This window comes from Pseudomonas sp. HP_12 (assembly GCF_055283955.1).
In genome coordinates this window covers 24146-45280 of sequence record NZ_JBTOQG010000002.1, presented here as the reverse complement: position 1 = coordinate 45280, position 21135 = coordinate 24146, and the positions used below count along the sequence as shown (strand labels likewise).

Sequence of the window (21135 nt, the reverse complement as noted above, 5' to 3'; positions counted from 1 at the left end):
GTGGGACAAGCGGGCCGCCGCTTGTCCCACAGGCAATCCCGTCCATGCACGAGTGACACTTCTTGAACCCCTCATTCATTCCTCTGCATACCGAACGCCTGATCCTGCGCGAACTCACCCCTGACGACACCCCGGCGTTGGCGCAGATTCTGGGCGATGCCGAAGTGATGCGGCATTCGGTGGCAGGGGCTTTGTCGGAAAAGGCTACCGGCGAGTTCATCGACTGGTGTCGGTTTTCTTACCGTGAACGTGGCTTTGGTCCCTGGGCGGTGGTGGAGAAATCCACCTCAACCCTGGCGGGTTTCTGCGGTCTCAACGCCGAGCTGGTGGATGAGCAGCACGAGATCGAGATTGGCTACCGGCTCGCAACCGGGTTCTGGGGGAGGGGTTTTGGCACCGAAGCGGCGCGCGGTGCTCTGGCTTATGGCTTTGAACAACTGGGCTTGTCGTCGCTGATCGCCATCGTCCAGCCGACTAATTTTGCGTCGGTCAATGTGATCAAAAAACTCGGGTTCGGTGGGTTCGTCCACAGCCAGTATCATCGCCAGGGCGTGAGGATTTACCGCATGACCGCACAGCAGTGGGCGCTGGGTGGCTCAGCCGAATTGGCTTGAGACCTTCCCGGCTAAAGCCGGTCCCACAAAGTACGCGATCCCCGTAGGACCGGCTTTTTCAAGACGCCCCAGGACCGGCTTTAGCCGGGAAGAGGCCAGCGCAGGCACTCTTGATTGTGTGGCGTGACATCCGACACCTTCCCGGCTAAAGCCAGTCCTACACGTTTCCCTGCGCAGCCGGGATGGATATCTCGCCCCTCAACTGTTAGCGTCCAGCTGACAATCAAAGCGTTGATCACCGATAAAAAGTCGCCGGGAGAGGACATGGGGTATTGCAGATCGACAGCAATGACGATGATGAAGGCGTCACTCGGCCTGACGTTGATGGGCCTGATGGCGCTGCAGAACGTGACACTGGCCGGCGAAACCGCGCCCGCGCCCGTGGCCGCAGATTCCGCGCTGACCTTCGTGCAGGATAAGCATCTGGGCGAAAGCCTGGGCTGGCTGGGTTACCAAGTCGCTTCCCACACGGTGACCTTCGCCACGATCGTCGAAACCGTCGGCCGCACCAAGGCGCAGGAAATCGTGCAGGACGAACTGCAAAGCCTGCAGCCGCAGTATCAGCAGGAATGGGACCGCAACCTCGCCGCCGCTTATGCCGCATCGTTCAGCCCCGAAGAGCTGCAAGCACTGGACGCCGCAGACCCCGCGCCAGACGTCGCCAACAAATTCCGCAACAAGCAGCGCGACGTTGGCGCTGACATGAAGGACCGCTCCAGCGAGCTGCTCAAGGTTTACGTGTCCACCGCGCTGGACAACGCGCTGAAAAAAGCCAAGCCTTGAGCGCGCGCTTGTTCTAAAGCGTTTTTTCGATCATCCCCCGTCACGAAGGAAAGGAGAGACCATGGACCCGTTCATGCAAGCGGCCATTGATGAAGCGCAGAAGGGCCTGGACGAGGGCGGTATTCCGATCGGCTCGGTCATCGTCCACGACGGCAAGATCATCGGCCGTGGCCACAATCGTCGCGTCCAGGAAGGCAGCGCCATCAAGCACGGCGAAATGGACGCCTTCGAAAACGCTGGCCGCCAGCCCGCCCGCGTCTACCGCGAAGCCACGCTCTACACCACCCTGTCGCCCTGCGCGATGTGCAGCGGCGCGATCCTGCTGTACGGCATCCGCAAAATCATCGTCGGCGAACATGAGACGTTCATGGGTGAAGAAGAGCTGCTCAAGTCCCGTGGCGTGGAGGTGAATGTGCTGCACGACGAGACCTGCGTCGGACTGATGAAGCAGTTCATTGCCGACAAGCCTGAACTATGGAATGAGGACATTGGCGAGTAGTCAGCGTCAGGCCTTGATTCGCGCCGTCCCGAACAACTGCACCTGCTGCAACTGCCCGTCGCGCTCGATCAGGCGCAACGGCGCAGTGCCGCCGGGCATCACCACTTCCACCAAACCCGCTTGAACCCAGCCGCAGAACCAGGCCGCTGACGCAACCGCGCTGGCGCTGGTGCCGGATGAGGCCGTCGGGCCTTCGCCCCGTTCGAACACGCGCGCTGCGATTCGATTCGCTTCCAGGCGCGCGGCCCATTGCAGATTGACCCCGCCAGAGCATGGGTCGCCGCTTCCTGATTCGCCGGCGACGAAAGCGATGCGGGTCAGGGCAGCGTTCAACTCGGTTTGGTGAAGGTTTTCGAAGCTGGGCAGATCATCCACATCCGGTACCAGGGTGACGCAATGGGGGTTGCCCACCCTGACGAACACGCTGGTCTGCCATGCCGGGTGCAATTCCGCCACGCGCTCGACCCGGTTGACCTCCCGCTCATTGAACATCGCTCTGCCGACACCGGTTCCTGTCGCGCCCACTGCCTGCGGGCCGAAACCGGGCGCGCCGATGTCCAGCCAGAAGCCATTCACGCCTTCGACCGTTGCCGGCACAGCCTGGGTTGCAACGGGGCTGGGCGAGTCAGCATTGTCGTGATGCACGCGCAGGGTGAACGGCGCGCTGCCGGTGATAAGGCCTGCGTCGGTCAGTGACTGGGCGAAGATGGTCAGGCCGTTGCCGCTGCGTTCGGCGAGGGTGCCGTCGGTGTTGACGATCAACAGGTCGAACGGCGCCGCGTCCTGAAACGGGCCGACCAGAAGACCGTCCGAGCGATGAGATTTGCTGCCGGGTGGGCGCTGGCCAGCAGGCCAGTCACAGATCACTGCGACGGCTTGAGCCGTCCAGGCGTGGCGGCGAGTGGCGGCTTCCGTCGGGGATTGGGGCAGGGGAACGCCGAGGGTGCGCAGGGCACCGGGGGTAATCACTGCGTAGATATTGCCGCGAGCGTCGTAGAAACGAGCCATGGTCAGTCCGGATCAGGGAGTCAGCGCGCATTAAATCACGCCGACCCACGCGTCGCCGCCCGCGATTCACACCACCAACGTCAACCACGCAGATACCAGCAACAACACCGCCATTACCTGATTGAAGCGCTTCATGCTCTGCGCCGAGCGGCAGAATTTGGCGGCGCTGACGCCCAGGTAGGCCCAGGCGCTCATGCACGGGATCGACACCAGGAAGAACGCCAGCGACAGCCACATCACCCGCAGCATGCGGTCGGCGTCGGTGCCCGCAAAGACGCTGACCACGGCCAGCGCCATCATCCAGGTTTTCGGGTTGACCAGTTGCAGGCTCGCTGCGCCCCACAAGCCCAGGGTCGGACCGCTGCGGGTTTGCGTCGGGTCGACTGCTTCGGCGGGCGCGCTGAAGATCTGCCACGCCAGCCAGGTCAGCCAGCCGATGCCGAGCCATGACATCACCGTTTGCACCTGTCGATGACGGGCCAGCACATCCCCCAGCCCAGTGCCGACCATCAGCACCAGCAATGCCGCGCCGGCGCAGGCCCCGAGGACAATGGGCAGCGTGCGCAATAGGCCATAGCGCGAGCTGTTGGTCAGCACCAGAATGTTCGTCGGGCCGGGCGTGATGGAAGCGACGAAGGCGAACAGCAGAAAGGGCAGGAGGGTTTGCATAAGGCCACTCGGCGGTCATTGATCGTGGAGCAATGATCGGCGCGCAGTCGGCGGTCAGTCTGGAACGTTTGAGCAGCGTCGGCGGTAGTCCGCCGGAGTCATGCGATAGGCGCGCTGGAACCAGCGGCCCAGATGGCTTTGATCCGCGAAACCCAACGCAGCCGCGACGCTGACAGGCGCCTCGCCCCGCGCCAGCAGATGCCGGGCGCGGGTCAGGCGCAGCTGGATCAGGTAGGCATGGGGCGCCAGGCCGAACGCGGCCTTGAACGCGCGACTCAGGCGGAAGCGGTCAACGCCTGTCACCTGCGCCAGATCGTCCAGGCCGATGTCCTGATGCAAGTGGCTGTGCAGATAATCACGCGCTCGCTGGGCCACCAATGGCAGGCGTGGATCGGGGTCGATCAGGGTGCGCCAGCGCAAGTGACTGGTCAGGTTGGCGAGCAGGTGATCCAGCGCGGTCTGGCGGACGATGCGCAGTTCATCATGGTGCATCGCTTCGAAGGCGTCGGCGGTGGCGATGGCGAGGCGCGGGTCTTCTGCCAGCGTCGCTGCGAAGCTCAGTTGGGCGTTGTCCGGCGCTTCTTCAAACTGCGCGCGCAACTCCCGGTCCAGCCAGCGCGGGTCCAGGTACAACGTGCGGTAAGTGAAGCCGCCCGCTTCCGGGGCTGTGCCGTCGTGGATGTCGCCCGGTTCGAGCAGGAACACCTTGCCCGGCGTGCTGTTGTGCTGCTGTCGACGGCAATTGAATTGCTGCAGACCCTGTTCGGTGATGCCCACCAGATAACTGTCGTGCCAGTGCGGATCGTAGGCATGGCCCTCGAAATGCGCGCGCACTGTCTCGATGCCGGACGCGGCGTCCTGCTTGAGCTCGATCCAGTTGCGGTCGGACATTGCGAGGCCTCGGAAGGGGCTGGTTTTGATAGGAGAACAGTCAATCCTGATACGTTACCGCGCCCCTTACGGCAGGTCTGGAAGAATTGTGCAGCGGGCGACGAAGTGTCGGCGCATGGGACGGTTCCGGCAGGGCGGCGACTATTCTTGTTACAAAGCGAAAGGTCCTACACGTTGCTCATCCACCCTGACAGCGCGAACCTACTCGCTCGATCGCCATCAAAGACCGGAATCGTTACCCATCCCACAGAAGGTAAATGATGAACCCTTTTCCGCGACGCCTCGCCGTCGTCTTGCTCGGCGGGCTCTTATCCGCTGGCCTGGCGCAGGCTGATGATCACACCGCGCACTCGCCGCCGCTTCTGGCGGCCGCAGGATATCCGAGCCGCTCGATCAATGTTCCCGACAACGGCGCCGTCCGCCGCGCCAACCCCAACAGCCGTCAGGGCACCGAATCCATCGCACCACGTGTCGGTGGGCCTAATATAGGCCCCACTCAAGCCCGTCCGCCCACCCTTGAAAACGGTGGCGTCGGCAACGGTCATCCGACCCGGCAACAACCTGCTCGACCTTCCAGCGATACCGAACGCCGCAGCAACTGAAACCACCGCCAGCATCTCTTCCATTTCGAAGGAATCGCCTATGTTGCGTACCACAACTCTCCGCAAAACCTTGCTAGCGACCTTATGCGCCTCCGCATTCCTGGGCCTCTCCGTGCAGGCCACTGCCGCGACCTACCAGAGCGAGACCGGCACGCTGACCGTCGATGAGGTCGTCGGCGGGTTGCAGCATCCGTGGGCGGTGGCGTTTTTGCCGAACGCCCAGGGCATGTTGGTCACCGAGCGTACGGGCAACCTGCGTCGGGTGACGCCCGACGGCAAACTGTCGGCGCCGATCTCTGGCGTGCCGAAGGTCTGGGTGCAGGGGCAGGGCGGTCTGCTGGACGTCGAGCTGTCGCCGGATTTCGCCAAGGACCACATGGTGTACCTGACCTACTCCGAGGCCGCGAGCGATGGTAAAACCGGCGGCACGGCGGCGGGGCGCGCAAGACTCTCGGAAGACATGACCCAACTGGAAGGCTTCACCCGTATCTTCCAGCAACAGCCGAAACTGTCGGTGGGCAACCACTTCGGCTCGCGCATCGTCTTTGATCGCGACGGCTATATGTTCATCGCGCTGGGCGAAAACAACGACAAAGCCACGGCTCAGGATCTCGACAAGCTTCAGGGCAAGGTCGTGCGTCTGTACCCCGACGGCACCGTGCCCAAGGACAACCCCTTTGTCGGCCAGCAAAACGTGCGCCCGGAAATCTGGAGCTACGGCCATCGCAACCAGCAGGGGGCCGCGCTCAACCCCTGGACCGGCACGCTGTGGACCAACGAGCACGGCCCCCGTGGCGGTGACGAAATCAATATCATCGAACGCGCCGGCAACTACGGCTGGCCGATCTCGACCTTCGGCATCGACTACAGCGGCCAGCCGATTGCCGAGTCCAAAGGCAAGATAGTCGAGGGCGTGACAAATCCCTTCCACGTGTGGGAGAAATCCCCGGGCGTCAGCGGCATGGCGTTCTACGACTCAAGCACGTTCAAAGCATGGGACCACAACGTCTTCATTGGTGCGCTGGCGTCCGAGGAGCTGATTCGTCTGGAACTCAAGGACGACAAGGTGGTGCATGAAGAGCGTTTGCTCGGTGAGCTCAAGTCCCGCATCCGCGACGTGCGGCAAGGGCCGGACGGGTACGTGTATGTGCTGACGGACGAGGATGACGGAAAGTTGCTGAAGGTTGGGTTGAAGGTAGAGCAGTAGGTTTATGTAATCTATGCAGCTCATTTCTATTTTAATGAGCTGAATATGGCTCCTTAGTATTGAATGTAATTTATATGGCTCATTACCCTCGCAATGAGCCATATACGACTCTATCGACTTGACCTGAGCCATATACGTTACATACTCACTGTTCGACAGTGAGGCCTCCATGAAAACCACCCTGCTGGACCAAATCCGAAAAAGACGCCTGGCGCTAGGCCTGCAGATACAGCAGATACCTCTGCGTGCGGGCCTGACGCGTCAGCAGTACGGCAAGATCGAAGCGGGTGGGAATCCGCGTTTGACGACCCTTGACCAGATCGCGGAAGGACTTGATGCCTCGCTGCTTCTCGTCCCCAAGTCAAAGCTTGCGGCGGTGCAGCGAATCCTCGACAGCGAAGCAGCACACGACAGTGATCGCCCGTACGCGGTGCAGGCGAATGAATCTTCAGGTGCAGAGCATTTCATTCATGAGGCCGACGAGAGTCCGTGGGGTGATCTCTGATGGCTGATGAAACGGTAGCGGCTTTGCAGCTGACCCTTCAGGGACAGCGTGTGGGGTACGTTGCGGGGTACTCCAATGGCAAAAACGTATTCACGCTGGCGCCCGAGTACATCGAGAATCAAGCCAGACTTCCGCTGACGCTGTCGCACACTGACCCTGTGGCGTTTGCGCAGCAATTGGCCAAACGGCATCCCTACGTCACTGCCCATAAGCTGCATCCGGTGTTGAGCAACCTCCTGCCGGAAGGAGCGCTGCGCGACTTTCTCTCCCAAGCGATGAAGGTCCACCGCGATAACGAGTTTCCACTGCTCACCTGGCTGGGCCGCGACTTGCCGGGCGCTTTGAAGGCAGAGCGAATGGACGCGGCAGCTATTCCCGGGCTTGCGCTGCAGCACCGTGGAAAAATCGACCCGACCGTCATCGACATCCCAGACAGCCAGGCGCATTTCTCACTGGCTGGCGTGCAGATGAAATTTTCCATGCGTGACAGAGACGGGCGGTACATCACCGGTGATCCCGATGCGCCTGGGGACTGGATCATTAAGACGCCCTCGACCATCCACCCGTTTGTGCCGCTCAATGAATACACAGCCATGACGCTGGCAGCGCTCGCCGGTGTCGAAATTCCGGAGATCAGACTGATCCCGATGGCGGACATTGAAGCGCTGCCGAATATCAATTTGCCGAACGAAACCCATGCTTACGGCATACGTCGTTTCGACCGTCTGCCAGGAAACGTGCGGGTGCATGCCGAAGATTTCGCGCAGATATTCTTCGCCTACGCACATGATAAGTACCGCAAAGCCAGCTCCGATCAGGTCGGGAAACTGGTGTATCGGAGCTCGCTCCATGCCCAGCGTGATGCAATACAAATGGCGAGGCGGCTGCTGGTCAATGTGCTACTTGGCAATGGCGATGCGCACCTGAAGAACTGGAGCATGATTTATCGCGACGGCCGAAACGCCGAGCTTTCACCGGCCTATGACATTGTCACGACCAAGGCCTACATTGCCGACGAAACCAAGCCCGCCTTGAATATGGCCAAGGCCAGAAGCTGGTATGGCATGTCACTCGAGCACTTCAAGAAATGGGCTGAGTACGGCGACATTCCATGGCGACCGGTCCTTTACAACTTGAAAGCGACCATCGACAGCGCGCGCACGCTGTGGCCCGATGCGCTGGAAAATAGTCCCATGCCAGACACCCAGAAAGCCGCATTGCGCGCGCACTGGAAAGATCTGCATCCAGACTTCCGTATCGGATGATCCCTCGCGATCTTCATCACACCTGGCCCACCTCACATCAATCCCGGTTGTAAAAACGCCGCGCAGAACGTAAAAGAGGCGCCGCCGAACTGGCCTGCGTTTCTCGTTGCCCGACTGCCCATCACCAGGAACTCACCCGCCGATGATCACCTCGTCCCGTCCCGCTGCCGGTTTCACCCGTCGGCTGTTGCCGCTGAGTATCGCTTTCGCTTCGCCGTGGCTGGCGGCCCAGGAAGCCGATCCGGTGACGCTGGATGCGCTGCGGGTGACGGGGGAGCAGGAGTCGATCTATCAGGCGAGCAGCGCGTCGGTTGGCGGGTTCAGCGAAGCGCCGCTGCGCGATACGCCGGCCTCGATATCGGTGTTCACCGCCGAGCGGCTGAAGGACCAGCAGGCCAAGCTGCTCAGCGATGTCCTGCGCAACGACGCGTCGGTGGGCGACAGCTATGCGCCGGTGGGTTACTACGAGAATTTCGTCGTGCGCGGTTTCTCGCTCAATGCGGCCAACAGCTACCGCATCAACGGGCGCAGCATCACCGGTGAGCAGAACGTGGCACTGGAAAACAAGGAACAGGTCGAGCTGCTCAAGGGGCTGTCGGGCCTGCAGAGTGGCGTGTCGGAGCCTGCGGGTGTGATCAATTACAAGACCAAGCGCCCGGAAGACGTGCGCTCGGTGACGGTCTCGACCAACGAGCACGGCGAGCGCTACATCGCCACGGACGTCGGCGGCTGGTTCGGCAGCGAGAAACAATTCGGCCTGCGCGCCAACGTCGCCCACGAGGACATTCGCTCTTACGTCGAGCACGCCAATGGCCAACGGGATTTCGCCTCGCTGGCCTTCGACTGGAACATCAACGACCAGTCCACCCTGCAGCTCGACGTCGAATACCAGACCAAAGAACAGCGCTCGGTGCCGGGCTATCAATTGCTGGGCGGCACGGAGCTGCCCCATGACGCCTCGCCGCGCAAATTGCTGGGCTATCAAAGCGGCTCGAATCCGGTGGGCATCGACTCGCTGAACATGACCGGCCGTTACGAATACCGCCTCAGCGACGACTGGAAAGCCAGCCTCAGCGTGTCACGCAGCCGCGTGGTCATCGACGACTACAGCGCTTTCGCCTACGGCTGCTATTACCAGAGCGACTGCCCTGCCGAGCCGCTGACCGGGCACTTTACGCCGAGCGGCGGCTACGACATCTACGATTTCCGCAGCCCGGACGACACGCGGCGCAACGATGAAGTCGAAGCGTCGATGACCGGCCTGTTCGACACCGGCTGGCTCAAGCATGAGCTGACGTTCGGCAGCAGCGCGTTCCGGCGCACGGTCGACACTCGGCCATATTTCAGCGAATACGTCGGCTCCGGCAACATCCACGGGACGCCGGAAACCTTCGCGCCGTCGGAGCTGTCCGTGGGCCACACCGAACGGCGCCTGGACAGCCGCCAGTACGGGCTTTTCGCCACCGACCGCATCAGCTTCAACGAGCATTGGCAAACGGTGATCGGCGGGCGTGAAGTGAAGCTCGACGAAAAAGCCTACAACGAGGATGGCAGCGAGAACCGTCACACCGAGCGCTCGATCTTCCTGCCCCAGGCTGCGCTGATCTATAAACCGATCGACAACGTTTCGCTGTACACCAGCTACAGCAAAGGCTTGTCCCTGGGCGGCACGGCGTCGGTGTTCGACAGCAACATCGGGGAAATCCTCGCGCCGACGATCTCTCGCCAGCTGGAAGCCGGGGTCAAATACGACTGGCGCCGCATGAGGTTCACCGCAGCGGTGTTTCAAACCCGTCAGGCCTATCAGTATTCGAAACCCCAGGACGACGGCAGCCTGACTTTCGTCCAGCAGGGCCAGCAGAAGAACACCGGCGTCGAGCTGAGCGCCAACGGCTACGTGACCTCCCAGCTGCAGATGTCGGCCAGCGTCGCGGCCATTCGCGCGCGGGTTGAAGACAGCGGCACGGCGGCTTACGAAGATCATCAGGCGATCAACGTGCCCAAATTCCGCGGCAGTTTGTCAGCGGATTACGCACTGCCGATTCAAGGCTTGGCGCTGTTGGGCGGCGTGCAATACAGCTCCAGCAAATACGCCAACCGCGAAGGCTCGGTGAAAGTCGATGACTACGCGGTGTTCAACGCGGGCAGCCGCTACACCACGAAAATCGAGGGCTACGACACGGTCTTGCGCCTGACCGTCGACAACCTGTTCGACAAGCGCTACTGGCGCGACGCGGGCGAATACCTGGGGGACGATTACCTGTTCTTCGGCGCACCTCGTACGGCGCGGGTTTCGGCGACGGTGAATTTTTAAATCAGCCGCTGAAACGCGTCAGCCGTCAGCGATCCGCCCGCAAGCCGTCAGCTTTGTTATCCTGCGCGCCTTTGTCGCACCCGCGTGCGTTTCAACCTGTGATTTGGGGTCTTTCATGACAGCCATTCTTCGACCGCGCCCACAACCCATCAGCCGGGGAGACTACAAAACCCTTGGCCTGGCGGCACTGGGCGGGGCGCTGGAAATCTACGATTTCATCATCTTCGTGTTTTTCGCCCTGACGCTCAGTCAGCTGTTCTTCCCGCCGGAAATGCCCGAGTGGCTGCGCCTGCTGCAAAGCTTTGGCATCTTCGTCACCGGCTACCTGGCGCGGCCGCTGGGCGGCATTCTGATGGCGCACTTCGCCGACAAACTGGGTCGCAAGCGAGTGTTCAGCCTCAGCATTCTGATGATGGCGCTGCCCTGTCTGCTGATCGGCGTGATGCCGACGTACGCTGAAATCGGCTACTGGGCACCGCTGATCCTGCTGGCGCTGCGCATCCTTCAGGGCGCGGCCGTTGGCGGCGAAGTGCCGAGCGCCTGGGTGTTCGTCGCCGAGCACGCACCGAAGGGCCATCGCGGTTATGCGCTGGGTGTTCTGCAAGCCGGTTTGACTTTCGGTTACCTGATCGGTGCGCTGACGGCGACCTGGCTGGCGAAAGTGTTCAGCCACGCGGAAATCCTCGATTACGCCTGGCGCATCCCGTTTCTGCTGGGCGGCGTCTTCGGCGTCATTGGTGTGTGGCTGCGACGCTGGCTCAGCGAGACGCCGGTGTTCATGGCGATGCACGCCCAGCGCGAGGGCATGACTGAACTGCCGCTGCGCGCCGTCCTACGCCAGCACCGGCAATCTCTGCTGCCGGCAGCGTTGCTGACCTGCGTACTGACCTCCGCCGTCGTTACCTTGGTGGTGATCACGCCTACGGTGATGCAGCAGCGCTTCGGCATGAGCCCCAGCGACACCTTCGCCCTGAGCAGCGTCGGCATCGTGTTCCTCAACATCGGCTGCGTGTTGGCCGGCATGCTGGTCGATCGCATTGGCGCCTGGCGCGGCGTGGTGCTGTACAGCCTGTTGCTGCCCATCGGTGTTGGCGTGCTCTATGCCAGTCTGGTCAGTCACTGGCTGCCGTTGAGTCTCGCCTACGCAGTGGCCGGTCTGGCCTGCGGCATTGTCGGCGTCGTCCCTTCGGTCATGGTCGGACTGTTCCCTGCGAATATTCGCGTCTCCGGCATCTCGCTGACCTACAACATCAGCTACGCGCTGTGGGCAAGCACCACGCCGCTGGCGCTGATCGCCTTGATGCCGTGGAGTCCGTGGGTGTGCGTCGGCTATTGCGTGATCATGGGCGCGGTCGGTCTGGTGACGGCCATGTTCTTCGGCCTGCGCAAGGGCATGCAGGTCGATGACCCACGGGTGGCGCAGGCTGGAAACTGAAAGGGCGAGGGCGTCGCAATGGCGCCCGTGTCGAGTCAATGGTGCGGGTTTCAAATCCGTGCCATTTCAAAACGAGATTGGTACGCTGATTTGTAACAGATGATTGTAATTATCATTTGCAGCGTTTATTGTCCCCGTCTATACAACTGACCCGCTTTTATATATCCACACGGCCTGCACTTGGGGCGTGTTCGAATACCTTGTCTGCGTGTTTAAGTAGGGATGCTTCGCAAATATCTGTAGGAAAATTTACTTGTTATTGTTCGGTTATTAACCGGGCTTGACCGTGTAAATGATTAAAGCGTTAAAAACCTGAATATCAATAAAAACAATGTCACGGCCCTGGCAGATGTAATGCCATGGCCGGCAAGTCGCGGAGACGGTTGAGGGCCAATGTTGGAAGAAGAACGCAAGCGCAAACGGTTGAATAAAGCCACTCCCCGAGAGCAAGAAGTCTTGCTTCTATTGCTGCAGGGGCATACCAACAAGGACATCGCGCAGCGGCTGGGGATCAGTGATTACACGGCCCGCGACCACGTTTCAGCGTTGCTGCGAAAGAACGAGGTGAAGAACCGCGCACAGCTCATTGCACTGCACATCACGGCGCCGCGAAAGAAAAAACTGCTCCCACCCCTACATCTGACGGATTGTTCCGTTGAACGGTAAGTGCATAATTAACCCAATTTGATAACCAAACTTCCAATCCGTCGGCAGCGTGATTTGCTACGGTGAAGTTGATTTCGCGATGCGCGGTTTTCGGCGTTACTACTTCGCTGTCAGTGCTTTTTTGTTTTTTCAATAAAAGTGCTCGCCATGGCGCACCCAAAATAACAACCAATAATAAGGATGGAATCGATGACCCTTCAAATCGCAACCTCTGAGCCCTTGAAGCAACCGTGCATCGATGCAGACTTTAATGTGGACGCCTCGTCCGCGTTTCAGCAATTGGTCGATGAGCAAAGCCGGCTGTCCAGAGACCAACTGAGCGAGCTGCACAAGCAATGGCTCGGGCCCCATGGCGTGTTTGCCACCTTCAGCGCAGAGGTCGAGCGACTGGGGCGTCAGGCTCCTGCGCTGGATGATCTCTCCAGCCTTGGCAGCGCAGAGCGTATGAACGAGGCCGAACGGGCGGTGGCCTTCGCGCTGGCGCAGAGCAATCGCCGGCGTGCGGTGAACAACCCGTTCGGCTCACGCTCGCGTCAGGACCTGTGCTGCGTGGTGTTCAACGAGACCGACGCGTACACCTTGGCGGAGCGATACGCCGCGTACGAAGCCATGCGCCAGAGCGACTCGGATTTCTTCATCAAACTCATCGCCACCACCCGCGGCGTCACCGAGCGGCGCATCGTCTTTCGCGGCTTGCTCGAACATTACGACCGCCTGCTGCCGATCGAAAAAAGCATCTACCCCGAGGCCTATCGCGACGTGCAGCAAACGCATCTGGATCGGGAAGAAGGGCTGTATGGGCCGCTGATATTGGGCGACAGCCTTGTTGCGATATTTGAAACAGTCACACCTAAAGAACTGCTCAACCAGATTCACAATTCGGCAGAAATGCTCCCATGATTTCCGGGCACCTGGTCCCGGGCTAACGCGAAAAGATAATAAGGATATTTGATATGGATGTACGGTATTTGTCGCTGGGATTGATGTTTGCATCAATGTCAGCCTTGGCAGGGGAGTATTCGGTGACAATGGTGGATACGCCAAACCGAATCACTGTGCCGGGAGGGGTGGGTCTTTCCGTATACTCAATTGGTAGTCGTGAGACACGGAGGCAGCTGTCTGGAAAAGTTGTATCCATTGAGTGGAGTACAACATCCTATCCCGAAAGCGTCGGCGAAGAAGTAGAGTTGTGTTTTCGTGTGTATAAAGGTGAGACCCCTTGTGTTCCTATCGCGCCTGGAACGTCTGGCATAAGTTATGAGTTTCAAGGCGAAAGCTTTTTTCCAGGCGCGGGAGTAAACATCCGTCACAAGACAAAGGAAGGAGGGCAAAGAAATAGTCGCCCCTCCGGCCAAGACAGGATCACATTCAATGTAATTGAATAACACGCAGACCGTCTTCGCCAAGGCGAGGACGGTCTCTCCGGGAGTATTCCAATGAATATTTCAATCCCAGAAAAAATCAATGTTCACCCCGCTTATTTGCCGAGGGTGGCCCAACCCGAAATCAAGGTGGCTGCAGGCGCCTCGCTTAGTGATGTGCAGCTAAAATCCGAGTCGCCTGTCTTTCTCAGTGGAAGGGGACTCATGATGTCCCGACTCTTCAAAGGGCATGCGGTTGAGCCCGCCACAGTGGCATACGATCCTAACTTATCGACGTTATTCCCCACACTGTTCCTGTTGCCCGAAGATCGGGATCTACTTTCTGCGGTTTATGAATTCGCAAATGTAGAAGGCGCCGACCTTGCCTACGTAGACGATCTGGCTTGGTCCATTGCTTATTACCGGAAATCGGACAATGGACGCGAAATCATCCCGCAGCGGCCTCTCAAACGGTTTGATACTGAAGGGCACGAAGTGTCTTATTCCTTCAATGAGGAAAGCGCCAGGACGGCCCATCGAATATTGAATGGAAGTGCAGTCAGTACGACAGTCGTAGATCGCGGCTTCCTGCGTTTTGCACTGGACGTCGATTACAGCCCGATGAGCAGTCTGAATTTTCGTTTCCTGGAGCAGATCGTCAGCAAGTTCTCTGATAAAGGGGAAGTTGTTTCCGACTTCGGCCGGCAGTTTGATCATTTTGCCCTTGATCACAAGAACTGGATCAAGAACGTTTCAGAGCAAACATACGATCTTTCTACCGGCGTACCTTTCCTAAAAGGTACGCCGCCTGATAGTGGCGCCGCGCTTGCGACGCGCGAATCAGCGGCTGAAACGGCCCCTATTAATCGAGAGCCTTCACGCTCCCTTCGCGAGATCATTGCCGCCTACCTGAAGGAAACGGATGTCCCTACGTTGTTCGAAACGTTGATGCGCATGAAGCGCTGAACTCACCCCAGCGCAGCACCCTCGCGCGCCCCCGCTTTGCTGGACGGCTGCGCTGGCGTGACCCGATTGCGCCCGGCGCTTTTTGCGTCGTACAGCGCCATGTCGGCTTCGTGGAGCCACATGCCGGCGTCGGTCTGGTGCGCGCCGTACGCCGCGACGCCGATACTCAGGCTCAGCTTGAGATCGGGCAGGGCCGAGTGGGCGTGCTCATGGACCGTGCGCCGCAGGCGTTCGAGTATCTCGATCGCCTGGGTCAGGGTGGTGTCGGGCAGGATGACGCAGAACTCGTCGCCGCCGTAACGGCCGGCCAGATCGGTCTGCCGCAGGCTGGCGGACAGCGCGTTGCTCAGTTGCTTGAGCACGTTGTCGCCGGTGATATGGCCGTAGGTGTCGTTGATGGTCTTGAAGTGGTCGATGTCGATCAGTGCCACGCTGTGCTGGCGATTGAGCGTCTGGCATTTATCGAACTCCAGCGCCAGTCGATCCTTCCACGCGCCGTGGTTCATGAGGCCTGTGAGGCTGTCGGTGGTGCTGAGCTTTTCCAGCGCTTTCTTGCTTCTGGACAGCTGCACGGCCACGCGATAACAGACCAGCCCGATGGCCATCGGGTAGATCACCAGCATGGGCAGGCAGGCGAAGACTTGCAGCTGAGTAACATGCGGAAACAACGCCGGCAGGAATATCTTGTACGCCACCAGTGCGCCTGCTACCTGCGCCAGCGAACCCAATACAAACAGACGCAAACCACCGGACGCGATGTTGTTCATCGCCATCATTGACAGCACCGTCACGGTGGGCAGCGGACTGATCCCCATCGCCCCCGCCCAGAAGCCGCCGCCCAGCGAGTCATAAATCATGTTGCGGCGCTCGGCGGCGTACGGGTGACGTGAACGCTTGGCGAGCAGGTAAGCCAGGTGCGGCCAGCCGTAACCGTGGGCGATCATGGCGATCCACACCCAAGCCGGCGGATGGGAAGGGTACAGCGCTGCAGCCACCGCGAAGAACCCAATACCCAGACCGATACTGCGCGGCAGGTACATGCGTCTGGCGAAGGAGAGACCTTTTGGGACCGAAGTGTTCATAGCGCTTCACCGGGTTGTGGCGCTGCATCCCGACTGCCACATCGGTCACGACCAACGACTCCGAGTGTCCCTCGCCAACGGGACGCTGGGAAGAGCCCTTTGCCACTATTGAGCAAATAATTCACGCCGGCTGTCGCCACAGGGTGAGGTGATGCATGTGTCGTTTGGCTCAGCGTTGGGTGTCGTCTGTCATGGCGTGTTTTCCGGGCATCTGTGTATAGACCGTTCTACAAAGGTTGGCTGAAATGGGGCGGCAATTCGGCGCGGTCCGGATGCATATTCCGTCACGCCGGCAGGAGCCCACGATGCCCGAACTCTCGAACCTCATCGCTTTTTCCCTGATAGCCCTCGGTATGGTGCTGACGCCAGGGCCGAACATGATTTACGTCATTTCGCGATCCATCTCACAAGGGCGCAGGGCGGGGCTGATCTCCCTCGGCGGCGTGGCAGTCGGCTTTTTCTTCTACATGCTCTGCGCGGCATTTGGCATCACCGGTCTGGTCATGGCGGTCCCGTATGCCTACGACACACTGCGCATGGCGGGTGTCGTGTATTTGCTGTACCTCGCCTGGCAGGCTGTGAAACCGGGCGGTCGCTCGCCTTTTCAAGTGAGGGATTTGCCTCAGGATAGCAACCGACAGCTGTTCCTGATGGGCCTGATGACCAACCTGTTCAACCCCAAAGTGGCGGTGCTTTACCTGTCGCTGCTGCCGCAGTTCATCACCGTCGACAACGGCACCAGCGTGCTCAGCCAGTCGCTGATCTTGGGCAGCGCGCAGATTCTGGTGAGCCTGAGTGTGAATGCGATGGTCGCCATGGCGGCGGGCTCCATCGCCGTGTTTCTGACCCGGAAGCCCGGTTGGGCGGCGGTCCAGCGCTGGCTGATGGGCACGGTGTTGTTCGGGTTCGCGGTGCGGATGGCAGCCGAGGGCAGGCGGTAACCGCGCTGTCACGCTTCGAGGAAATCACGGCTGGCCCTTGCCAGACGCTCCGCGATTCGGGAGATTACTGGCCCGACTCGTTAGCATCATCACAAGGGACGTCTGATGCCTGTTTCTCTCTCCGTTTTGCGAATCACCTGCCTCGCCGCGCTGATCGCGCCATTTACCCTGCACGCCGAGAATGCGGTCCATGTGCTGACAGGCACCTTGGGTAAATCGCCCATCGTCGTCGAGCTGGATCTCACCAGCGCTGAAGACGTGACGGGCCGCTATTTCTACGAGAAGTACCACAAGGACCTGCCGCTTTCCGGCACCTCAATGGGCAATGATCTGACGCTCACTGAGGGCTTGAGCTACGACGACGAAGCCAAGTTGCCGAAGCTGGTTCTTCACAAGAATTCGGACGCGACCTGGACCGGGGATTGGAGCAGCAAGGGCAAGTCCTACAAGGTGCAACTGGCCGAGCGCGCCGTCACCGCACCGGATGCTTCCGCCGAACCGGGTTGGCAGGATATTTACAAACAGTCGACCTATGACTACCTGCGGCTCACACACCTGCCGCTCAAGGCAGACAAAAAAGCCACGTTCATGGGCCACGGGCTGCAATGGTGGGTCGAGCCGGAGTCGGGCGTCTCGATGTTTGAAATCACGTCGGGTTACGCGCCGGAACGGGCCGCACGTATCAATCAGCAGCTGCGCTCGCGCTTGTGGCAGGAGGTTGTCAGCTACAACCAGTGCATGCTCAATGCCAGTCGCAACGGTGGTGATTTTGCGCAGACGGTCACGCCGCGCTTGCTGACGCCTGGCATCGTGAGCCTAAGCGTCTTCACCGATTATGATTGCGGCGGCGCGCACCCGGACTTCGGCGACTCGCCGCTGAATCTGGATGCCAGCACGGGGAAAGAGTTGACGCTGGAAGACGTGGTGTGGGTCGGCAAAGGCGCGCCGTTTCATTACGAACGTGATGAAGAAGGTGGTGTGAGTTTCGACACGTATTCGGACTACCGCGGCAAAGCCTTCGCCCCCTGGCTCGTTGAGCAGTTAAAAGCGGCGCACCCTGCAGACATGGTGAAGCCTGCTACCGAGGACGACTGCGACTACACGGATCCGTCGGTCTGGGAATTTCCGTCGTGGTATTTGACTGAGAAAGGCATCGTGTTCGGCCCCTCTTTCGCTCGCGTCATGCGCGCGTGTGAAAGTCCCGAATGGTCGACCGTGCCTTACAGCGTGATCAAGGCGCATCCGGGCGGGACCAAACTGACGTTGCCGGAATGATCAGGCCCACGTGATCAGATTGATGATCTGACATCGCTGCTTTTTCGGCTGCAACCGCTGCCGGAAAAGCAGCAACCCTCACTTCCCGCCGGTCACACCCTTGACCACCTCGGCGTGGGCCTTGGCATCCTTCGCCAGGGAGATCACGTTCACCATCGCCGTGCGTTTGCCGTAGGCCGCGGTAATCGTCGTGCTCAGCACCCGACCGCCGTCTACGCTGCCTGAGATATCCAGCTGCCGCATGCCGAGGCCTTTTCGTACGATTTTCTTCTCGCCCAGCTTCTTGAAGTCCTTGTAGCTGGACTGCTGCTGTTGCAGCGTGTCGGCGATGATGCCGTCGAGGGTTGGCTTGTCGTTGGCGCCGACCTTCTGGTCATTGGGCAGCGGTGCTTCGGTGATGATCACCACGCGCTTGGCCGGCTTGTTAATGTACAGCGAGCCGGTGACGCCTGCAGCCCTGGCCTTGGCGTCGATCTCTTCCATGGGGCCTTTGACGTAGTCCTTCGGCAGGGTGAAGGCAAATTTGCCGCCGAGCATCGCGACTTTTTGGCCAGAAGGTTTCGGCGCAGGTTTGGCTTTGGTCGCGGCCTGCGCGCCGACTATGCCCAGGCATGAAGCCAACGCGGTGCAGACCAGCAGGGTTCTTAAACTGAACAAGCGCATTCCGACCACTCCTGGGGATAATTCCTACATAGGTCCGGCATTTTGCCTGAGGGTGATGGCAGGTTGATAGTCGTGAGGGTGAGGGTGTCAGCGGCAATCGTTAATGCCGGTCCGATGGGGCGAACGGGTATCTACGTAGGACTGGCTTCAGCCGGGAAGAGGCCGGTATGTACAACACACGATTTGCAGCGTGACGACTGACGCCTTCCCGGCTAAAGCCGGTCCCACAAGGTATGCGGCATGAGCCAATTCCTTGGGTGTACGCGGTGTTTAGTGGGACCGGCTTCAGCCGGGAAGAGGCCGGTATGTACAACACAAGATGTGCAGCGTGACGCCTGACGCCTTCCCGGCTAAAGCCGGTCCCACAGGGTGTGCGACATAAGCCAATTCCCGGGGTGTATGCGTTATTTAGTGGGACCGGCTTCAGCCGGGAAGAGGCCGGTATGTACAACACACGACTTGCAGCGAGACACCCGACGCCTTCCCGGCTAAAGCCGGTCCCACAGGGTATGTGGTATGAGCCAATTCAATGGGTGTACGCGGTGTTTAGTGGGACCGGCTTCAGCCGGGAAGAGGCCAGTTCAAGCACCGCAGATTTCCATTCGCGCATTGGCTTTCCAAACCAAAGGTGTACATTGAATTCAAAATACAATAAGCACAGGAGACAGACATGACCCATGCCACTGATCGCACCTTGCAAGTCCCTTTAGCCGGTCCCACGTTGTTGGGCACCCCACTTCTCAACAAAGGCACCGCGTTCAGTCTCGACGAGCGTGAAGCGCTGGCCCTGCAGGGTCTGCTGCCGGAACGCGTCGAAACCATCGAACAACAGGCGAGCCGCGCCTATCATCAATATCAGGCCTGCGCGACCGATCTGGACAAACACATCCTCCTGCGCTCGATCCAGGATTCCAACGAAACACTCTTCTACCGCGTCGTCGACGACCACCTCGACGAGATGCTGCCGATCATCTACACCCCCACCGTCGGCAAGGTCTGCCAGGAATTTTCCCGCATCTACCGCAGCCATCGCGGCCTGTTCATCAGCATCGCCGACAAGGACCGCATCGACGAGATCCTCAACAACGTCACCAAAGACAACGTCAAAGTCATCGTTGTCAGTGATTGCGAGCGCATTCTCGGCCTTGGCGATCAGGGCGTCGGCGGCATGGGCATCCCCATCGGCAAGTTGTCGCTGTACACGGCGTGCGGCGGTATCAGCCCGGCCTACACGCTGCCGGTGGTGCTCGACGTCGGCACCAACAACCCGGCGCTGCTGGCGGATCCGCTGTATTTCGGCCGTGGCCAGGAGCGTGTTCGCGGCGCCGAATATGACGCGTTCGTGCAGGCATTCGTCGAAGGCGTCCAGCGTCGCTGGCCGGAAGTCATTCTGCAGTTCGAAGACTTCGCGCTGACCAATGCCATGCCGTTGCTCGCGCGCTTTCGCGATCAACTCTGCTGCTTCAACGATGACATTCAGGGCACTGCCGCCGTCACCGTCGGCACCTTGCTGGCCGCCTGCAAGATGAAGGGCCAGCGCTTGTCCGATCAGACCGTCGCCTTTGTCGGCGCCGGGTCAGCGGGTTGTGGGATCGCCGAGCAGATCATCGCCGCCATGCAGCTCGAAGGCTTGTCCGAAGCCCAGGCCCGCAGTCAGGTCTTTCTGCTGAACAGCAAAGGCCTGCTGACCGATCGCCAGCCGGACCTCTACGACTTCCAACAGCGACTCGCCCACTCCAGCGATTCACTCAGCGACTGGGATTTCAGCGCTGACTGGCCCTCGCTGCTTGAGGTGGTCAGCAACGCCAAACCCACCGTGCTGATTGGCGTGTCGGGCAAGGCCGGACTGTTCACCCAGCAGATCGTCGAGACCATGCACAGCCACTGCCCGCAGCCGATCATCATGCCGTTGTCCAACCCGACCTCGCAGATCGAGGCGCACCCCAAGGACATCCTGCAATGGACCGACGGGCAGGCGCTGGTGGCGACGGGCAGTCCGTTTCTGCCCATCGAGGTGCTGGGCAAAACCTTTCCCATCGCCCAGTGCAATAACTCCTACATCTTCCCCGGCATCGGCCTCGGCGCCATCGCGAGCAAGGCCACACGCGTCACCGACGGCATGCTGATGGCGTCGGCCCAGGCACTGGCTGAATGCGCAGCGGCAGGACAGATGCTGCCGCCGTTGCGGGATGTTCAAGCGGTCAGCAAACGCATCGCGTTTGCCGTCGGCATGGCGGCCCAGCGCGACAGTGTGGCGCCACCGCAATCGGAAGAGGAATTGACAGCGGCCATCGAGAAGGACTTCTGGCAGCCGGTTTACCGGTCGTATGTTCGCCGCCCTGACTAAACGCTTCACAGCAAAAAGAACCCGCCACATCGGCGGGTTTTT

20 protein-coding genes are annotated in these 21135 nt (G+C 60.1%); 15 read left to right on the top strand and 5 right to left on the bottom strand.

The genetic code is table 11. The features are described from left to right. Window positions 1-62: 62 nt before the first annotated feature. From ACYASU_RS02560 to ACYASU_RS02550, 3 genes are all read left to right on the top strand, one after another. The gene (locus ACYASU_RS02560) at window positions 63-614 is read left to right on the top strand and encodes a GNAT family N-acetyltransferase (protein ID WP_463581869.1); all 552 of its coding nucleotides are present in this window, start codon (window positions 63-65) and stop codon (window positions 612-614) included. 288 nt (window positions 615-902) lie between these two features. Next, window positions 903-1397 (top strand): hypothetical protein, encoded by a 495-nt coding sequence (locus ACYASU_RS02555; RefSeq protein ID WP_463581868.1) that lies wholly within the window; start codon window positions 903-905, stop codon window positions 1395-1397. A 61-nt stretch (window positions 1398-1458) separates the two neighbouring features. Further along, entirely contained in the window at window positions 1459-1896 is a 438-nt protein-coding gene (locus ACYASU_RS02550; protein ID WP_192171511.1) for a nucleoside deaminase, read from the top strand. 6 nt (window positions 1897-1902) lie between these two features. Here the strand turns inward: ACYASU_RS02550 and ACYASU_RS02545 are convergent, their stop codons facing one another. The 3 genes from ACYASU_RS02545 to ACYASU_RS02535 all read right to left on the bottom strand — a co-directional run bounded on the left by ACYASU_RS02545 (window position 1903) and on the right by ACYASU_RS02535 (window position 4464). Then, window positions 1903-2904, bottom strand: coding sequence for a diaminopimelate epimerase (locus tag ACYASU_RS02545; protein WP_463581867.1), 1002 nt, complete (start codon window positions 2902-2904; stop codon window positions 1903-1905). Window positions 2905-2970: 66 nt separating this feature from the next. Beyond that, window positions 2971-3573: a LysE family translocator gene (locus ACYASU_RS02540; RefSeq protein ID WP_463581866.1), complete on the bottom strand. Its 603-nt coding sequence runs from the start codon at window positions 3571-3573 to the stop codon at window positions 2971-2973. Between the two features lie 54 nt (window positions 3574-3627). Beyond that, the gene (locus ACYASU_RS02535; RefSeq protein ID WP_463581865.1) at window positions 3628-4464 is read right to left on the bottom strand and encodes an AraC family ligand binding domain-containing protein; all 837 of its coding nucleotides are present in this window, start codon (window positions 4462-4464) and stop codon (window positions 3628-3630) included. Between the two features lie 260 nt (window positions 4465-4724). On the opposite strand from ACYASU_RS02535, the gene ACYASU_RS02530 reads away from it, so the two are divergent. From ACYASU_RS02530 to ACYASU_RS02490, 9 genes are all read left to right on the top strand, one after another. Then, window positions 4725-5066, top strand: coding sequence for a hypothetical protein (locus tag ACYASU_RS02530; RefSeq protein ID WP_463581966.1), 342 nt, complete (start codon window positions 4725-4727; stop codon window positions 5064-5066). Between the two features lie 40 nt (window positions 5067-5106). Next, window positions 5107-6273 (top strand): PQQ-dependent sugar dehydrogenase, encoded by a 1167-nt coding sequence (locus ACYASU_RS02525; RefSeq protein WP_463581864.1) that lies wholly within the window; start codon window positions 5107-5109, stop codon window positions 6271-6273. Between the two features lie 169 nt (window positions 6274-6442). Further along, a complete protein-coding gene (locus tag ACYASU_RS02520) occupies window positions 6443-6778 on the top strand; it encodes a helix-turn-helix transcriptional regulator (RefSeq protein WP_463581863.1) in 336 nt (111 codons plus the stop codon). Then, complete coding sequence (locus ACYASU_RS02515) at window positions 6778-8043, top strand: type II toxin-antitoxin system HipA family toxin (protein ID WP_463581862.1); 1266 nt, start codon at window positions 6778-6780, stop codon at window positions 8041-8043. Before ACYASU_RS02520 ends, ACYASU_RS02515 begins: the two co-directional genes overlap by 1 nt. Window positions 8044-8185: 142 nt before the next feature. Next, window positions 8186-10357, top strand: coding sequence for a TonB-dependent siderophore receptor (locus ACYASU_RS02510; RefSeq protein WP_463581861.1), 2172 nt, complete (start codon window positions 8186-8188; stop codon window positions 10355-10357). Window positions 10358-10472: 115 nt separating this feature from the next. Further along, window positions 10473-11792 (top strand): MFS transporter, encoded by a 1320-nt coding sequence (locus ACYASU_RS02505; RefSeq protein ID WP_463581860.1) that lies wholly within the window; start codon window positions 10473-10475, stop codon window positions 11790-11792. Window positions 11793-12185: 393 nt separating this feature from the next. Further along, on the top strand, window positions 12186-12458 hold the full coding sequence (locus ACYASU_RS02500; protein ID WP_346627547.1) for a LuxR C-terminal-related transcriptional regulator: 273 nt from the start codon (window positions 12186-12188) through the stop codon (window positions 12456-12458). 189 nt (window positions 12459-12647) lie between these two features. Then, entirely contained in the window at window positions 12648-13358 is a 711-nt protein-coding gene (locus ACYASU_RS02495; protein ID WP_463581859.1) for a hypothetical protein, read from the top strand. A gap of 536 nt (window positions 13359-13894) precedes the next feature. Next, the gene (locus tag ACYASU_RS02490; RefSeq protein ID WP_463581858.1) at window positions 13895-14785 is read left to right on the top strand and encodes a hypothetical protein; all 891 of its coding nucleotides are present in this window, start codon (window positions 13895-13897) and stop codon (window positions 14783-14785) included. 2 nt (window positions 14786-14787) lie between these two features. On the opposite strand, the gene ACYASU_RS02485 is transcribed toward ACYASU_RS02490, so the two are convergent. Continuing rightward, window positions 14788-15867, bottom strand: coding sequence for a diguanylate cyclase (locus ACYASU_RS02485; protein WP_423574682.1), 1080 nt, complete (start codon window positions 15865-15867; stop codon window positions 14788-14790). Between the two features lie 305 nt (window positions 15868-16172). Between ACYASU_RS02485 and ACYASU_RS02480 the strand changes: the two genes are divergently transcribed. Beyond that, window positions 16173-16808, top strand: coding sequence for a LysE family translocator (locus ACYASU_RS02480; RefSeq protein WP_463581857.1), 636 nt, complete (start codon window positions 16173-16175; stop codon window positions 16806-16808). A 105-nt stretch (window positions 16809-16913) separates the two neighbouring features. Continuing rightward, window positions 16914-18083 (top strand): RsiV family protein, encoded by a 1170-nt coding sequence (locus tag ACYASU_RS02475; RefSeq protein ID WP_463581856.1) that lies wholly within the window; start codon window positions 16914-16916, stop codon window positions 18081-18083. A gap of 78 nt (window positions 18084-18161) precedes the next feature. Here the strand turns inward: ACYASU_RS02475 and ACYASU_RS02470 are convergent, their stop codons facing one another. After that, window positions 18162-18746, bottom strand: coding sequence for a DcrB/PsbP domain-containing protein (locus ACYASU_RS02470; RefSeq protein WP_463581855.1), 585 nt, complete (start codon window positions 18744-18746; stop codon window positions 18162-18164). 670 nt (window positions 18747-19416) lie between these two features. Between ACYASU_RS02470 and ACYASU_RS02465 the strand changes: the two genes are divergently transcribed. After that, window positions 19417-21093, top strand: a complete 1677-nt coding sequence (locus ACYASU_RS02465) for an NAD-dependent malic enzyme (RefSeq protein ID WP_463581854.1) — start codon at window positions 19417-19419, stop codon at window positions 21091-21093. Window positions 21094-21135: the final 42 nt, after the last annotated feature.

Bases quoted from the DNA above. Each gene is read 5' to 3' on its own strand.
- ACYASU_RS02555 (WP_463581868.1), top strand. From the start codon at position 903: ATGACGATGATGAAGGCGTCACTCGGCCTGACGTTGATGGGCCTGATG.
- ACYASU_RS02475 (WP_463581856.1), top strand. From the start codon at position 16,914: ATGCCTGTTTCTCTCTCCGTTTTGCGAATCACCTGCCTCGCCGCGCTG.
- ACYASU_RS02530 (WP_463581966.1), top strand. From the start codon at position 4,725: ATGAACCCTTTTCCGCGACGCCTCGCCGTCGTCTTGCTCGGCGGGCTC.
- ACYASU_RS02480 (WP_463581857.1), top strand. From the start codon at position 16,173: ATGCCCGAACTCTCGAACCTCATCGCTTTTTCCCTGATAGCCCTCGGT.
- ACYASU_RS02495 (WP_463581859.1), top strand. From the start codon at position 12,648: ATGACCCTTCAAATCGCAACCTCTGAGCCCTTGAAGCAACCGTGCATC.
- ACYASU_RS02550 (WP_192171511.1), top strand. From the start codon at position 1,459: ATGGACCCGTTCATGCAAGCGGCCATTGATGAAGCGCAGAAGGGCCTG.
- ACYASU_RS02540 (WP_463581866.1), bottom strand. From the start codon at position 3,573: ATGCAAACCCTCCTGCCCTTTCTGCTGTTCGCCTTCGTCGCTTCCATC.
- ACYASU_RS02510 (WP_463581861.1), top strand. From the start codon at position 8,186: ATGATCACCTCGTCCCGTCCCGCTGCCGGTTTCACCCGTCGGCTGTTG.
- ACYASU_RS02465 (WP_463581854.1), top strand. From the start codon at position 19,417: ATGACCCATGCCACTGATCGCACCTTGCAAGTCCCTTTAGCCGGTCCC.
- ACYASU_RS02545 (WP_463581867.1), bottom strand. From the start codon at position 2,904: ATGGCTCGTTTCTACGACGCTCGCGGCAATATCTACGCAGTGATTACC.
- ACYASU_RS02520 (WP_463581863.1), top strand. From the start codon at position 6,443: ATGAAAACCACCCTGCTGGACCAAATCCGAAAAAGACGCCTGGCGCTA.
- ACYASU_RS02505 (WP_463581860.1), top strand. From the start codon at position 10,473: ATGACAGCCATTCTTCGACCGCGCCCACAACCCATCAGCCGGGGAGAC.
- ACYASU_RS02485 (WP_423574682.1), bottom strand. From the start codon at position 15,867: ATGAACACTTCGGTCCCAAAAGGTCTCTCCTTCGCCAGACGCATGTAC.
- ACYASU_RS02490 (WP_463581858.1), top strand. From the start codon at position 13,895: ATGAATATTTCAATCCCAGAAAAAATCAATGTTCACCCCGCTTATTTG.
- ACYASU_RS02515 (WP_463581862.1), top strand. From the start codon at position 6,778: ATGGCTGATGAAACGGTAGCGGCTTTGCAGCTGACCCTTCAGGGACAG.
- ACYASU_RS02535 (WP_463581865.1), bottom strand. From the start codon at position 4,464: ATGTCCGACCGCAACTGGATCGAGCTCAAGCAGGACGCCGCGTCCGGC.
- ACYASU_RS02525 (WP_463581864.1), top strand. From the start codon at position 5,107: ATGTTGCGTACCACAACTCTCCGCAAAACCTTGCTAGCGACCTTATGC.
- ACYASU_RS02500 (WP_346627547.1), top strand. From the start codon at position 12,186: ATGTTGGAAGAAGAACGCAAGCGCAAACGGTTGAATAAAGCCACTCCC.
- ACYASU_RS02470 (WP_463581855.1), bottom strand. From the start codon at position 18,746: ATGCGCTTGTTCAGTTTAAGAACCCTGCTGGTCTGCACCGCGTTGGCT.